At 57.6% G+C, this 14,559-nt stretch carries 10 protein-coding genes; 4 read left to right on the top strand and 6 right to left on the bottom strand.

Annotated elements, in window-relative coordinates; genetic code table 11:
* Nucleotides 1–30 precede the first annotated feature (30 nt).
* Genes RSSM_RS02840 through RSSM_RS02830 form a run of 3 tightly spaced genes read right to left on the bottom strand, consistent with a single transcriptional unit; the run spans nucleotide 31 to nucleotide 2,752 of the window.
* Entirely contained in the window at nucleotides 31–1,035 is a 1,005-nt protein-coding gene (locus RSSM_RS02840; protein ID WP_008674252.1) for an ABC transporter substrate-binding protein, read from the bottom strand.
* 38 nt (nucleotides 1,036–1,073) lie between these two features.
* On the bottom strand, nucleotides 1,074–1,934 hold the full coding sequence (locus RSSM_RS02835; protein ID WP_008674251.1) for an ABC transporter permease: 861 nt from the start codon (nucleotides 1,932–1,934) through the stop codon (nucleotides 1,074–1,076).
* On the bottom strand, nucleotides 1,931–2,752 hold the full coding sequence (locus RSSM_RS02830) for an ABC transporter ATP-binding protein (protein WP_008674250.1): 822 nt from the start codon (nucleotides 2,750–2,752) through the stop codon (nucleotides 1,931–1,933). The genes RSSM_RS02835 and RSSM_RS02830 overlap by 4 nt, the downstream gene beginning before the upstream one ends.
* A 214-nt stretch (nucleotides 2,753–2,966) precedes the next feature.
* Here RSSM_RS02830 and RSSM_RS02825 point away from each other — a divergent pair, with 214 nt between their 5' ends.
* Nucleotides 2,967–3,794 (top strand): MBL fold metallo-hydrolase, encoded by an 828-nt coding sequence (locus RSSM_RS02825; protein ID WP_044300752.1) that lies wholly within the window; start codon nucleotides 2,967–2,969, stop codon nucleotides 3,792–3,794.
* A 135-nt stretch (nucleotides 3,795–3,929) separates the two neighbouring features.
* Here the strand turns inward: RSSM_RS02825 and RSSM_RS02820 are convergent, their stop codons facing one another.
* Both RSSM_RS02820 and hemE read right to left on the bottom strand, forming a co-directional pair.
* A complete protein-coding gene (locus RSSM_RS02820) occupies nucleotides 3,930–5,021 on the bottom strand; it encodes a formylmethanofuran dehydrogenase subunit B (RefSeq protein WP_008674246.1) in 1,092 nt (363 codons plus the stop codon).
* A gap of 11 nt (nucleotides 5,022–5,032) precedes the next feature.
* Nucleotides 5,033–7,021: a uroporphyrinogen decarboxylase gene (gene hemE / locus RSSM_RS02815; protein WP_008674245.1), complete on the bottom strand. Its 1,989-nt coding sequence runs from the start codon at nucleotides 7,019–7,021 to the stop codon at nucleotides 5,033–5,035.
* 193 nt (nucleotides 7,022–7,214) lie between these two features.
* Here hemE and trmB point away from each other — a divergent pair, with 193 nt between their 5' ends.
* Nucleotides 7,215–7,916 carry a tRNA (guanine(46)-N(7))-methyltransferase TrmB gene (gene trmB, locus RSSM_RS02810; protein WP_008674243.1) on the top strand — a complete coding sequence of 234 codons (702 nt, stop codon included), beginning with the start codon at nucleotides 7,215–7,217 and terminating at the stop codon, nucleotides 7,914–7,916.
* A 24-nt stretch (nucleotides 7,917–7,940) separates the two neighbouring features.
* On the opposite strand, the gene RSSM_RS02805 is transcribed toward trmB, so the two are convergent.
* Nucleotides 7,941–8,789, bottom strand: a complete 849-nt coding sequence (locus RSSM_RS02805) for a UDP-2,3-diacylglucosamine diphosphatase (RefSeq protein WP_008674242.1) — start codon at nucleotides 8,787–8,789, stop codon at nucleotides 7,941–7,943.
* 378 nt (nucleotides 8,790–9,167) lie between these two features.
* Between RSSM_RS02805 and RSSM_RS02800 the strand changes: the two genes are divergently transcribed.
* On the top strand, nucleotides 9,168–12,764 hold the full coding sequence (locus tag RSSM_RS02800) for a family 16 glycoside hydrolase (RefSeq protein ID WP_008674241.1): 3,597 nt from the start codon (nucleotides 9,168–9,170) through the stop codon (nucleotides 12,762–12,764).
* 123 nt (nucleotides 12,765–12,887) lie between these two features.
* Entirely contained in the window at nucleotides 12,888–14,366 is a 1,479-nt protein-coding gene (locus tag RSSM_RS02795) for a hypothetical protein (RefSeq protein ID WP_008674239.1), read from the top strand.
* The last annotated feature ends 193 nt before the right edge of the window (nucleotides 14,367–14,559 follow it).

The raw sequence follows: 14,559 nt of genomic DNA, 5'->3' as shown, positions 1-14,559 counted from the left end.
CCCACTTTGCATTGCGTTTGGGAGTGATCGCTATTTGTTTTGCACGAACTCCGTCGTGAAGCATTCTTCCGCTTGCACGGCGTCTTTTTTGATGACGTCGAGCTCTTTCATCTGATCGACGAGCGTTTGCCAACGCGACAACGTCATTTGCCCCAGTTCGGTTTCGTCCGGGGAAGTTGTGAGTTCACGCATTTGCTCGGCCCCGTACTGCAGTACTTCCGCAGTCATTCCGTGTTTGTTCTCGGAGAGAATCTGTTCGTTGGCTTTCTGGGGCGAGGCGAGGTAGTTTTCCCAGCCCGCTCGGGTCGCTGATACGAACGTCTGCACCAGATCGGGATTCTCTCGAATCAGGTCGCCGGTCGTCACCAGAACGCTCGAGTAGGGATTCCACCCGAGGTCGCTGACCATCAACGTTCGCACTTCGATCCCTTGTTGGCGGGCGAGCAAGGGTTCGGCGATTGCATAGGCCTGCACGGCGACTTTGGGATCGTTGATCATCGCGGCGATTGAGTTGAAGTACGGCACCTCTCGCACGCCTTCGAGGTATCCGCGTTGTCGCAGGAATGGCAAAAAGGTTCGCCCCGGTTGGCATTGCAGCGTCATGCCTGACAGGTCTTCGAACGTTTCGACTCCGCTATCTTCGCGAACGAGAAGGCATCGCGGATGTTGTTGAACGGCGGCGAGCACCGCCACGATGTCTGCTCCTTGCGACCGGAACAGCACGACGTCGTCCGCGTTGGTGATCGCGAACTGGCTTCGCCCGAGCAGCAATTCGGGCGCGATCGGGGTCTCGCTGCCGCCGGGGTTGATTTCGACGTCGAGGTTCTGTGCTTCGTACGTCCCGTCGATCGCTGCTTGATACACGCCGCCGTGTTCGACCTCGGGGTACCAGTTTAACTGAACGCGGACGCGGGTTGGTTGGTCGCCGTCTGGTTGGGATGAAGTCGAATTCCGATTCGAACAACCGACTAGTGGCAAAGCCAGCAAGAGCAACCCAAAGGAGCAAGCGAGGTTCGCGCGGTTTCGATCAAACATTTCTCTGAGATACCGGTGAAGAGTTGACGAGCGTGAATTCAATCGACCCGAGTGTAACGAGTGAAGAAGATTCGTCCGATGCCGTTGACCAATCCGAACAACGCCAAACCTAACAATGTCGACATGCCCAACGCTGCGATGAGGGCATCGGTTTGCAGCAGTCCCTGCCAACGCGTAATCAACGCGCCCAGTCCGACGTAGTCCGATCCGTTGCTGACGAAGAACTCCGCCACGATCGCGCCGATGACTGCGAGCCCGCTGCTGACTCTCGCCCCGAGCATCAGGTAGCGGATGGATGTCGGAACCTGCAGGCGAAGCAACCGTTGCCAACGCGAGGCACCATAGAGCCGAAACAGGTCGATGTGCTCAGGCCGACTCGATTCGAGTCCCGTGGTGATGTTATTGACGATTGGGAACAGACATATGATTACAGTGGCGATCACCGCGGTGCGGAATTCATAGCCGCTCCAGATGATCAGCAGTGGAGCGATCGCGACGATCGGGACGGTTTGCAGAAAAACCACGTACGGAAAAAACGCCCGACGCAGCAAACGTGATTGGCTGAAGATGATCGAGAGGATCCCGCCGATCAGGATCGCAACGAGGAGGCTGATCGCGGCAGTGATGAACGTGACGCCGCTCGCCATGCAGAGTTCTTCTTTGTTTTGCCAACCGGCCTGAGCGACTTCCCAAGGAGTCGGCAGAAGAATCTTGGGCAGTTCAAAGATGCGGACACTGATGTGCCATATGAGCAACCCAAGCACCGCGACCACACTGACGCTGAGGACGTTCGCCAGGGCTTCTGAGGTTGGAGTGCTAACCGTCGTTCGCGACGTGCGGGTTGTTCGCGATTCTGGAATGGACCGGCGGTCGTGATCGCGAGGAGCCTGGACACTCATGTTCGGCCCGCTTTCTTGAGATGGTCGCTGACGACGCCGTAGAATTCTGCAAACTCAGGCGTGCGGCGAATAAGATCGGCTCCGTTTTTATCGGAGGCCGTTTCCGCGCGAGCGATAGGATTTTCGAGTGTGACTGCAATCTGCCCTTCATGCATCACGCACACACGGTCGCTCAGCAAAATGGCTTCGGCGATGTTATGGGTGACCATCACGAGCGTGAACCCGTGGGAACGCCAAAGTTGCGTGACCAATTCGCCGAGTTGGGTTCTTAATAGATCATCCAGTGCGGCAAACGGTTCGTCCAAAAGCAACAGGTCCGGTTGGGTAACAAGGGCGCGAGCGATCGATACCCGCATCTTCATCCCGCCGGAAAGTTGGTAGGGGAAACGCTCCGCAACGTCGTCCAAGTCCACTTCCTTGAGCGTTGTAAGAATGTCACTTTCATGCGAACTAAGTTGCCTTCGGCCGTGTTGCAATTCAATCGGTAGACGAACGTTGCCGAGCACGCGCCGCCACGGCAGCAAGGCGGGCTGCTGAAACACGAACGAGGTTGAGCCTCGGTTATGATGATCGCAGTGCCCGGTCGAAAGAGACTGCAGTCCGGCGATGACTCGCAGCAACGTGGTCTTCCCGCAACCGCTTTTGCCGACTAACGCGAGGCGTTGACCGAAGGGAATATCGAGATCGATGTTTTCAATCGCTTTGACTCGATCGGATGCTCTTCGGCCGGCCGGGAATTCAACCGTGGCGTCACGAATCGTCACCGCGGATTGAGCGGATGGCTGGGTGTTGGGATCGTGATGAGGCGACGCGACCATGACAAACAGGGTTCAGCATTTGCGAGGAATCAAAAAGGACCATCGTCTTCGCTCGTGAGCGTTCGGTTTACCGAATTGCGATTTCGATGACCGAATTCGAGTTTCCCAGGACAATGTGTGCCAGGCAACTAGACTTGCCCGCCACCACAGACGACGATAGCGGGAGGGAAATCGCACCCCTGGCGAGTCTTTGCTGTAAATAAAATACGATCAAATGCATCTCCACTGTCTCGGAACGGCCGGATACCATCCAAGCGAAACGCGACACACGTCGTGTTATTTCGTGCCGGACACGGGGCTGCTGCTCGATGCAGGGACCGGAATTTTTCGGCTTCCTTCACTGCTGCGAACAAAAACGCTCGATATTTTGCTCTCGCACGCTCATCTCGATCATGTGGTCGGGCTGACCTTTCTGCTCGATATTCTCTATCAGCATCCACTCGATCGAGTTCGCGTGTGGGGAGAGTCGAAGAAAATCGAGGCGATCCGAACGTTGTTGGCGAGCGAGTACATCTTCCCGGTTGAGTTGCCTGTCGAGTGGCTGGCGATCGATGATCCGGCCACCAGTTGTGGTCACCAATCTTTTGACGTCCACGGAGCGTGTGTCAGTTGGCGACGTCAGGAACACCCCGGTGGATCGGTTGGTTACCGAATCGAATGGCCTTCCTCCGCTGAGATATCGAACACAAGTGAGGCAAACGGTCCGAACGGTGCGAGTGACTTCAACTCCGGCGCAGCGTCACGCGTGCTGCTGTATGCAACCGACACCGTTGGTGCGACCGACGAAGAGTCCTACCGATGGATGAGTGATGTTGACGTGCTGTTGCACGAATGCAATTTTCACGATCATCAGGTCGAGTGGGCAACGAAGACCGGGCACTGCTATCTCGATCGTGTCGCCACGATTAGCCAAGCCACGCAGCCCAAGCGAGTTCTACTCACGCACGTCAATCCGATCGATGAGGTCGAGGTTGATCCCAACGATGAGCGGTTTGCAATGCCATGCGAAGTCGTTCGCGATCAACAAGTCATCGAGTTCTAAAACGAAAGACTAAGCTCGCGCGAGATGCCGCTCGAATGAAACCTGCATCTCGAGCGTTGACGCGTCCGATCCCTGTAGCTGGAATCGCCAGAATTCAGCCCACCGAAGTCTGGCTACATCATTATCTAGAACGCTCTAATTTTTCTGGAGCAAACGGTCAATTATCTCGCATGGTGTCGGGTGACGACTCTCTGTCGAACTTAACAGGGGAAGTGATACCGAGCCGTCACCGCGGATGGACATTCCTGGTCGGTCGAGGCCCGCGGTTGAGGACGCTTGATAAGAACTCGCCGTATCAGGTCCCGGATCGATGCCACCGATTTGAAGCGTCGCCGGTCGAGAGTCGCGTTTGAGTGGCGAGCCGATTCGGATGTCAAACGATTGAAGCGATGACGAGGTGATGGTGGAGTCGGGCGACGTGTTCGTCTTCCACATCGAAACGCTACGAAGCGTTGCACCGGAGTCGAGCGTCATCAACACGCATCGTGCGTCGGTGTTTTGTGCACGAATGATACGACACAGCATCGTGGCCGAGATGGATTCTTCGCCCGGCATGAACGCGTTCGGCCCGACAATGACGGCTGCGTACTTTGCCGATTTCCATCGCCGGGCAAGAGAACCGAAATCGCCTGCTGCGTCGGTTGTGCCGGTTGATTCCAATCCGTGATCGTCTTCCGAGGCACCGATGACATGCAACAAAGCCGACAGATTCGCGAGATCGTCGGCGGAGCAGTTGCTGTGGCTCGGTACACAATCGTCACCGCCCGGTCGCCGTAGTTTTTCGGGCAACCGCGGCCATGCTTCGGTGATACCGCCGATCATCCAGACCATGTCGGCGTGGGTGGCGACGTCCGCGAGCGTGGCGGACACGATGCCGTCGCGGCTGATCGTTTGCTGCAGCGCATGCAGGCTCGCGTCGGTTTCGAGTTCCACGTGCACCTTTCCTTGGCTTTGCCAATCCGTGAGTTGTCTCGCGGTGGCGAGGTCGACGCCGGTGGTGACGATACGGAGTGGTTCGGTCGAGGGCAGGCGGACACCTTCTGCTGGGAGGCGATTCTGGCGAGGTCGTGACGCGTTGAATTGATCGACGATGGGGCAACTGTTCGCGATCAGTTCACCGTCCTTGCTCACTGAAACGTCATCACACATCAGCGGGCAAAGGGGGCAAACGATCGGTCCTTGTGCCACCGGAGGCGGTTTCGAAACGGAAGGATTCGTTTGAGTCACGCGTTGTCGTCCTAGTGGTACGATCCGTCGGAGGAGCCGGAGGAGTCGTCTCGTACGGACAATTCTTGAACCGCACGAACGAGTTCGATGGCGTTCTCGACCGGTGTGGTCTGCATCACGCCATGCCCCAGGTTAAAGATATGCCCTGGCCGGTCGCCGACTTCATCGAGAAGGTCCTGCGCCGCGGCGCGGATGGTTTTCGGGTCGGTCAACAACACGGTTGGATCCATGTTTCCTTGGACCGAAATATCATGTCCGATCCTTTTCCAGGCCGACGCCATGTCGATCCGCCAATCCACGCCAACGACGGTTCGGCGATCGCCCCGCAGGAGCGGCAGCAATTCCGGATTGCCGGTCGCAAAGTTGATCAGCGGCACGCCCGGAGTCACGCCGGCGATGATTCGCTGCATCCAAGGCAAGACGAATCGTGTGTAGTCGGCCGCCGACAGGCAGCCCGCCCAACTGTCGAACAGTTGTACGCACTGGGCACCGGCAGCGATTTGTTCGTTGAGGTAGACGATGATGGCATCGGTCAATCGGTCCATTAACGCCGCCCATCCACCATCATCGGCACGCATCAGTTGTTTCGTTGCCGCGTATTGTTTGCTGCCGCCGCCTTCGATCGCGTAACTCGCCAATGTAAACGGGGCCCCGGCGAAACCGATCAACGGAATCGATTCGGGTAAATCGTTTCGGGTTTGTCGAACGGTTTCGTAGACAAATCCCAGGTCCTGTGGGTTGTCGAGCGACTTCACGCGATCGATGTCCGACGCCGTTCGCACCGGGTTGTGGATGACGGGCCCGTCGCCTTTGACGAATTCGAGGTCGAATCCCATCGGTACGAGGATCGGCAGCAGGTCGGAGAAAATGATCGCCGCGTCGACGCCGAGGCGATCTACCGCCGTGCACATCACTTCGCTGCACAGGGTCGGGTTGGCACACAGTTCGAGAAACGTTTGCTGCGAACGGACGGAACGGTATTCCTGCATGTAACGTCCGGCTTGACGCATCAACCAGATCGGTGTGCGGGGCGTCGGTTCGCCACGACAAGCCATCATGAAGAGGCTCGACTGCGACGGGTGGTCGTCGATTGCAATGAGCGGTTGGCGTTCTTCCGGGGCGTCTCCGTTTGAGGAGACGGACACGCGAGAGGATTGCGAGGATTGATATTCGGCCCGGCGTTTTTTAACGAGGGCGGTTGCTTCGCGGGCAGACTCGCTGACGAGGTGTCCCATTTTGGGGTGGGACGGTTCCATGTCGACATGAATATCGCTTTCGCGGAGCATGTCGCTCGTGGTGGGACCGATCGATACGATTGCCGTTTGCGCGAGTCCGTTTCGTAGCGCGTCGGTCAAATTGAGCGAATCGGCCATGCGGAGCATGTTGACGACTTGATGAGCGCTAGTGAGCAGCAGCAGGTCACGTTGGCCCTTCGCGATCGCTTTGACGTTTTCTTCGAGCGGTCCGGTGTCTTCCGGGTATTCCCAACCGTAGACGCGAACGGTTTCCGGGATCGCGCCTCGCGCTTCGAGTCCCGCGATCAAGGAAGTGTTGGTGACCCCATATTCTTGAATGCCGACGACTTGGTTGGCGATCGGAATTCCCTCGTCGATCGTCCGCAGCAGGTCTCGCCAAGTATTCGGCTCGGGGACACGATGCGTTGTTTGGATGCCGACTTCTTTCATCGCGGAGGCCGGTTTGGGGCCGCGAGCGATGGTGGTGATGTCACTCAACGCGTCAATGAACCGTTGCGGATCGACATGTTTCTCGGTGGCCCGCAGAAGGTAGCGGAATCCAACGCCCGTCATGAAGATCACGATCGGGATCTCGCCGGTGATGACTCGGTAGGCGAAGTCGATTGCCGGTCGATTGGGTTCGATCGGCACCTCTCTCATCGATGGGCTCACGCAGGCTTCGCCGCCAAATTTGGTGATCAGGCGGACCATGTCATCAGCCCGGCGGCTTTCGAGCGAAGCGACGCGGAGTCCAGAAAAATTCATGTAAACGAGCTTGCGGAAGAGAGGTTCGGGGGAGGTCGATGCGGGACGCCGCAGGCCGGCAGTGGCTCCGGCGAAACAGGCGTGTTCTCGTCGGAACGAGGCTCGCCCAGATTGTAGAGCAAAATTGACGCGTTACGATGGCGGTTGAATTTCTCGAATACTTTGTCCTCATTTCATCCGCAGCTCTCCCGTCATGCCTCGCGCCGCTCTGCGAAAACCCAGCCCCGATCTCGACCTGTCCGCCTGGCTGAAGATGCCTGAGGACCTGCCGCCGATGCTGTCGAGTCAGTCGCTATTTGGCAACGATCTGCCTTTGGAAATCGAGGTCGGCAGCGGCAAAGGGTTGTTCATCCAGACCGAGTCGGAGCGGCGGCCCAAGCACAATTACTTTGGCATCGAAATCGCGAAAAAGTACGCCGCTCACGCCGCTGCCCGACTGGCGAAACGCAAACGAGCCAACGCGATGATGCTGGCCGGCGACGCGACACCGTTGTTTGCGTCGGGGACCTACGTCGAGGGCGAACGGTACGGGCAACCCGCGGTCGAGCGAATCGCTAGCGGTTCGTTGGAAGCCGTGCACGTGTACTTCCCCGATCCTTGGTGGAAGAAGCGACATCGCAAACGTCGGGTGTTGAGTGAATCGAACATCCGGCAATTCAGTCGATGTCTACGCACCGGTGGACGGTTGCACTTTTGGACGGACGTCCTGGATTACTTTGAATTGACGGTCGAATTGATCGCCGAGATCGCACCCGAACTCGGGGTCCCGTTGCCCGAAACTCAACGTGAGTCGACACACGACCTGGACTATCACACGCACTTCGAACGACGCAGTCGGAAGTTTGGCATTCCGGTCTACCGCGTGCATTACATCAAACGCGACCGAAGTCGCTGAGCAGGCGGCAACGAGCAAAAGCCGTTAGCGATACGCCGCGACGCGATCGTGTTGCAAGGCTGCGTCGTCGCGTTTGCGAGGATGCGTTGGGAGTTCCAACATCCGCGGTGAACCGTAAATCGACTCCAGGCGGATGCTGCCGTCGAGGTGTTCGACCAAACCGGTGCAGTTCTCGACCCAATCGCCCGTGTTGCAGTACAGCATCTCTTCGCTGTAGACGATCGCGGGGGTGTGGATGTGTCCGCAGATCACACCGTCGCAATCTTGTTCGCGTGCGTGCTGCATGATTGCCGCTTCGAAACCACTGAGCATCATGACGACGCGTTTGACGGCGGACTTCAATGCCGCGCACGCACCGTAAGGGTTCTTTCTTCGGCGGGTAGGCAGCCGGTTGAAAAGTCGGTTGGCGCTGAGGACCGAGTCGTACGCGAACGAGGTGACTTTGGACACCCACTGTGCCTGGGTCTCGACCATGTCGAACAGGTCACCGTGAGTGATGAGGAAACGCCACCCGCCGGCGGACTCAAAGACAAATTCGTTAGCGAAGCGGACGTCATCGAATTTGCCAGGCAGCATCTCGAGGCTGAATTCATTCCGCAGAAACGAATCGTGGTTGCCGGGGACGTAGAAGACTTCGGTTCCTTGGCGGATCAGCGATTCGAGGTGTTCGATGATTTCGTTGCACTCTTCGGACCAATGCCAACCTTGGTTGCATCGCCACCCGTCGATGAAGTCACCGACGAGATAAACCTTTTGCGGCGAGTAGGAACGTAAGAACGCGAGGCACTGTTTCGATTGTGAGTGTTTGGACCCGAGGTGCACGTCACTGATTAGGAGCGTGCGAACTTCCTTTTGGGTGGAGTGTTTTGCCATCTGTGTTGCTGAACCTCGCCAAAGTTTTGAATGCCGCTCGACTTCGACCGGCTTTCGGGGAGCAGATTCTAGCCGAGGAAAACAGATTGCAACCACCGTTTTTTCGATTTGGCGTGCCGAAAAGGGGCGGAGTTGGGCGGGGGTTTGAGATTTTTTGTCGATGCAACTATCCTTTTTATTCCCGGCTATGGCGTATTAATCGCCTGAGCAAGCCGGTCCCGCCCCATTATCCCCCGTCGGGCGTCTTGGTGATTTACACCGCCGAGACGCCATCTTCTCATCCTTTTGGATTCTTCACTGTTTTTTATTTGAGAGCCGAATAGGTTTTCATGTAACAGACAGTTTTGTTTCACCCCCAAAACCCAAGATTTTGTCGCAGTGAATTGTCTATTGAATCGCTGGCGGAGCAGCCGTTTACTGTTGCTATTGATTGTCAGTGTCGGCTCTTTTTCGGCGATCGACGATCGATCCGCGTTCGCCACCGGGACACCGGATCCCTCTGTGGCGGAGCAAGATCCTGATTTTGCGATTCAAGGCGAATACGTCGGTGACAACCGAGCGATGCAGGTCATCGCGGCCGGAGACGGCGATTTTGACCTGGTCATCTACGAAGGCGGTTTGCCCGGTGCGGGGGCCCAAGGTGAGCCACGGCGGATCGAGAGCGACATCGACACGGTCGAAGAACTGATCGAGTCGATGGGGATGAAAAAGGTCGAGCGGAAGAGCCCAACGCTCGGACGCGAGGCACCCGACGGAGCGATCGTGTTGTTTGATGGCTCCCCCGAAAGCGTCGAGAAACATTGGCAGAATGGTCGTTTGAGCGATGACGGTTTGTTGATGGAGGGGACCCGCACGAAGCAGCGTTTTCGCGATTACTCCCTGCACGTCGAGTTTCGCACTCCCTATGCCCCGAACGCTCGCGGGCAAAAGCGGGGCAACAGTGGAATCTATCATCAGGGTCGATTTGAAACGCAAATCCTCGACTCGTTCGGTCTCGAAGGGCTCGATAACGAGGCCGGTGGAATCTATACGGTCAGCTCGCCTTCGGTGAACGCGTGTTTTCCACCGCTGCAGTGGCAGACCTACGACGTCGATTTCACTGCCGCTCGATATGACGCGGACGGAAAGAAAACGTCGAATGCTCGCCTGACCGTTCGGCTCAATGGCATCATGGTGCAGAACGACGTGGAGGTGCCCGGCCCGACACGAGCGGCCTCTCTCAAATCCGGACCGGAACCGGGCCCGATTGTTCTGCAGAACCATAGCGACCCGGTTCGCTTTCGGAACATTTGGGTGATGCCCCGCGATGCCGAACGCGAAGCGGCGCGTCCGATCGTTGCCGGCTTTGAAAGGTTCGTGGGAACCGAATCCACCTCGATTGCCGATGCGGGGGAAGTGTTGATTGCCTCGCTCGCGTGCGGCGCATGCCACGCATATGACGAATCGTTGACGCCGTCGCAGCGTGGTCCCGATTTGTCGGAAGTTGCAGGGCGGGTTCGCGCCGATGCGATGGTTAGCATGATCGCTGACCCGCATCAAACGAAAATGGGGACAACCATGCCTGACCCGTGGCCGAATGCGGACGCCGCGACAAGGCAGCGAAACGCAAACGCGGTTGCCAGTTATCTGACGCTGCGAGGCAAGGGGCGTCTCGCCGATCGCGTGGTCAGTCAACGTCTCGCCGATCAGGGTGAGAAACTGTATCACGAAATCGGTTGCGTTGCCTGTCACGGACCGCTCGGCAAAGACGCCGGAAAGACACCCTTTTCGACTACCGTGCCGCTCGGCCAGACTCACCGTAAATACACCGTTCCGTCGCTGATTCACTTCCTGCAGAATTGTACGGATATTCGCGGCGGATCACGCATGCCCGCGATGGTGGGCTCTGCTCAAGAAGTCGCCGCGGTCGCCGCCTACCTGACCGCCGAAACCAGCGTCGGAGAGAATGAAGGCCTGCTCACTCGTAGTGTCTATCGCGGCAAATGGAAGAAGCTGCCGAACTTCGACGAACTCGAACCGGTTGCGACGAGCGAGGTGGGCACGTTGAAGATTGACGATATCAAACCGGGCAACTTCTTTGGTGTCGTTTTTGAAGCAAACATCTCGATCGAAAACGATGGCGACTACACATTCACTTTGTCGAGTGACGATGGCTCGGCCTTGCAGATCGGTGAGCATCGGCTCGCCCATGATGGGATTCACGCGAGCAATTCGCGCGAGGCAACGTTCAGCCTGAAGGCCGGTGTTTATCCGGTCCGTATCGAGTATTTCGATGGCGGTGGGCAGATCGGGCTTTCGGTTCAGATGAGCGATCCGCGGTTAGGGCGAGATGACATCGCGGCATGGATCACCGACGGAGACGAAGGAGGCCCGGTCGACTTGCTGCCGAGTGTCTTCCAACCGGATGAGACGCTCGTTTCTTTGGGCCGAGAACTATTCCAGAGTGCCCAGTGCGTGAATTGCCACGCGTTTGATGACGACGAACTCGGTGATGCCAAGATGGCTTTGCCGCTCGATCAGTTGGTGCCGAGCAAAGGTTGTTTGGCGGACGATGTGAAGTCCCCTGCCGTCGACTACGGATTGGGCGCGACACAGTTGACCGCTATCGAATCGGCTCTCGACCGCAGGCGATCAGGCGAGTCGACCGAGCCGGATGACACGCGTCGTGTGCATGCGACTTTGATGGCGTTGAACTGTTATGCCTGTCACGATCGAGAATCGATCGGCGGGGTCGAGACGATTCGCGGTGAGTTCTTCCATTCGACCGTTCCGGAAATGGGGCTCGAAGGTCGCTTGCCACCATCGCTGACCGGTGTGGCGGACAAACTCAATGACCGATATCTCAAAGACGTGCTCGAGGAAGGTGCCAATGCCCGTGGGTACATGCACACGCGGATGCCGGCATTCGGTTATGAAGCGTTGTCTGAATTGCACGCGGCGTTGGTGAAGCTCGATCGCAGCGATGAGGTCGAGACCTATGAGGCAACCAAAACACTGCAGCAGGTTCAAATCGACGGTCGCAAACTTTGCGGGAACGCCGGTTTGTCGTGCATCAAATGCCACAGCTACAACGGTAACGACGCGGGAGGTTTGGGAGCGATCGACATGTTGATGATGCCTCAACGATTGCGTCATGAGTGGTTCCAACGGTATCTGCAAGATCCGACGAAATACCGTCCCGGCACCCGGATGCCTAACAGCTTCGTCGACGGCCGTTCGGCTCTCGTTGATATCGACGGGGGAGATCCGGCGCGGCAGATCGATGCGATTTGGCAGTACCTGTTGATGGGAACCGACGCGAAAGAGCCGCAGGGGTTGAACCAAAAAGCAATCGTTCTCACGGCCGCGCAGCGTCCGCGGATCTACCGAAACTTCTTCACCGGGGTCAGCCCGCGTGGGATTGGTGTCGGCTATCCGGAAGAGGTGAACGTGATTTGGGATGCCGAGCAGATGTCGCTCGCGAGGGTTTGGAAGAACGGGTTCGTTGACGCGTCGAAGCACTGGCGGGGACGCGGCCAAGGCAGCCAACAGCCGCTCGGAGATGCCGTTGTGAGCGTGGATGCGGGATCGCCGTTGGCGGTCTTGTCGGGTGCGGCAGAATCATGGCCAAAAGAATCAGGGCGTGATCGTGGCTATCAAATGCGTGGGTATCGGCTCGACAAGGAAGGCAATCCGAAGTTCCGGTACTCGATCGGAGAAATCGCCGTTGAGGATTACCCGGTGCCTGATGAGAACGGACTGCGGCGCGAGTTTGTCATCGAAAACCCCGAGGCACCTTCCGATGGTGTTTTGGTTTGGCGAATCGCCCAAGGCAAAATTGAACCTGTCGACGAAGGCTACCGGATCGACGGTCGCCTCGTCGTATCGGTCGATGGTGTCGACGTTCAATTGATCGACGTTGACGGTTCGCAATCGCTGCGGGCGGTCATTCCCGCCGGCACGGCCACAAAGGTGACACAGGTTATTCGTTGGTAGCGTTTCTTTGCCGGTGCCAGTGAATCGCGGGTGAGTGGTTCGCTGGTATCTGTGAAGAGTGTCGGTGCTCGTGGCTGTTGTCGCGCGCTTTCTTTCTACGTTTCGTCTTTTGTTTTTTAAGCCATGTTTCGACTCCAAACACACTTGTTGCTTCTGGTTGCTGCCTGCTCGTGGGCGGCGCCGGCCATCTCCGCCGAGCCGACCGAAAACGACTACTACCGCATCACGACGTTTGAGCTTCCTGAAGGTGAAGTGATCGAGGCCTGTGGCTTCCAACGGATGCCCGATGGAAAGTTGGCGGTGTGTTCACGCCGTGGGGATATCTTCATGGTTTCCGACCCGCTCGCCGAGAAAGTGTCCGCGGCCCAGGTCAGCGTTTACGCCCGAGGCTTGCACGAGCCGCTCAGTTTGGCGGAGCGTGACGGGTGGCTGTACGCCGTTCAACGTCCGGAAGTGACCCGTATGAAAGACACCGACGGTGATGGATTGGCGGATGTGTTTGAAACCCATGCCGACGGTTGGGGAATTTCAGGTGACTATCACGAATACGCGTTCGGGTCGAAGTTTGATGCAAACGGTGACATGGTTTTGACACTGTGTCTGACCGGATCGTTCACGAGCAAGGTGCCGTTTCGTGGGTGGGCGATGAAGGTCACTTCCGACGGAGAAACCTTGCCCATGACCAGCGGTGTGCGATCGCCCGGCGGGATCGGTACCGATCTGCACGGCAACATTTTCTACACCGACAACCAAGGTCCGTGGAACGGAACGTGTGGGCTGAAGTTGCTCCGGCAAGGGAAATTTGTGGGACACCCTGGTGGATTCCAGTGGTATGACTCCGCGCCGTCCATGGGGCCACGACCGACCGAGCCGGAGAGTGGCAGCCGGATGCATGTGGAAGTGAAAAAGATCCCCGAGTTGATTCCACCGGTGATCATGTTCCCTTACGACAAGCTCGGGAAAAGCGCGTCGGGGATCGCCTGCGACACCACGGAAGGAAAATTCGGCCCGTTCCCGGGACAGCTCTTTGTCGGCGATCAAACGCAAAGCCGAATCATGCGGGTGTACTTGGAAGAAGTCGACGGCGTTTGGCAGGGAGCCTGTTTCCCGTTTCGCAGTGGATTCGGATCGGGGAACGTGGGTGTTGAGATGGATGCCAGCGGCGCGTTGTTTGTTGGTGGAACCAACCGCGGTTGGGGATCGGTTGGGCGACACCCATTCGCGGTGGAGCGTCTCGATTGGACCGGCAAGGTGCCGTTCGAAATCAAAGAGATGCGTTTGACCGACGACGGATTCGAGTTGGAGTTCACCAAACCGGTCGATCGTCAGTCGGCTGCCGCTGTGGATTCATACAAGATGTCGACGTACACGTACCAGTATCGTTCCGAATACGGCAGCCCCGAAGTCGACGCGACTGAGCCAACGATCACTGGTGTCTCAGTGTCCGATGACACGATGCGAGTGCGACTGTCGGTGGACGGTTTGCAACTGGGACATGTGCATGAATTGCACGCTGACGGCGTGAAGAACAGCGAGGGCAATCGTCTGCTGCACCGAGTCGGCTACTACACGCTCAACCGGATGCGTGGCTCGGCTGAGTAACTTGGTGAGCAGCCCGATTCGGTTTGGCTGTGCTCGCGGGTTTGTTGATTTGATGAGAGCTCCGAAGCCAACGAAACGATATTAGCCCGATGCGCGAGCGAGTGGTTGTGTGTGATCCCTCGCTGGCCGAGCAGTTGATTTACTACCCCGCAGCGCAAGCAAGGGATGCGGTTGCTGCACTCGCTTGCCGGGC

Source organism: Aporhodopirellula sallentina SM41 (genome assembly GCF_000346505.1).
Lineage (GTDB): Bacteria > Planctomycetota > Planctomycetia > Pirellulales > Pirellulaceae > Rhodopirellula > Rhodopirellula sallentina.
The sequence above is the reverse complement of the archived record's forward strand: the minus strand, read 5'-3'. Positions and strand labels throughout refer to the sequence as shown.

Bases quoted from the DNA above. Each gene is read 5' to 3' on its own strand.
- RSSM_RS02840 (WP_008674252.1), bottom strand. From the start codon at position 1,035: ATGTTTGATCGAAACCGCGCGAACCTCGCTTGCTCCTTTGGGTTGCTC.
- RSSM_RS02835 (WP_008674251.1), bottom strand. From the start codon at position 1,934: ATGAGTGTCCAGGCTCCTCGCGATCACGACCGCCGGTCCATTCCAGAA.
- RSSM_RS02830 (WP_008674250.1), bottom strand. From the start codon at position 2,752: ATGGTCGCGTCGCCTCATCACGATCCCAACACCCAGCCATCCGCTCAA.
- RSSM_RS02825 (WP_044300752.1), top strand. From the start codon at position 2,967: ATGCATCTCCACTGTCTCGGAACGGCCGGATACCATCCAAGCGAAACG.
- hemE (WP_008674245.1), bottom strand. From the start codon at position 7,021: ATGAATTTTTCTGGACTCCGCGTCGCTTCGCTCGAAAGCCGCCGGGCT.
- trmB (WP_008674243.1), top strand. From the start codon at position 7,215: ATGCCTCGCGCCGCTCTGCGAAAACCCAGCCCCGATCTCGACCTGTCC.
- RSSM_RS02805 (WP_008674242.1), bottom strand. From the start codon at position 8,789: ATGGCAAAACACTCCACCCAAAAGGAAGTTCGCACGCTCCTAATCAGT.
- RSSM_RS02795 (WP_008674239.1), top strand. From the start codon at position 12,888: ATGTTTCGACTCCAAACACACTTGTTGCTTCTGGTTGCTGCCTGCTCG.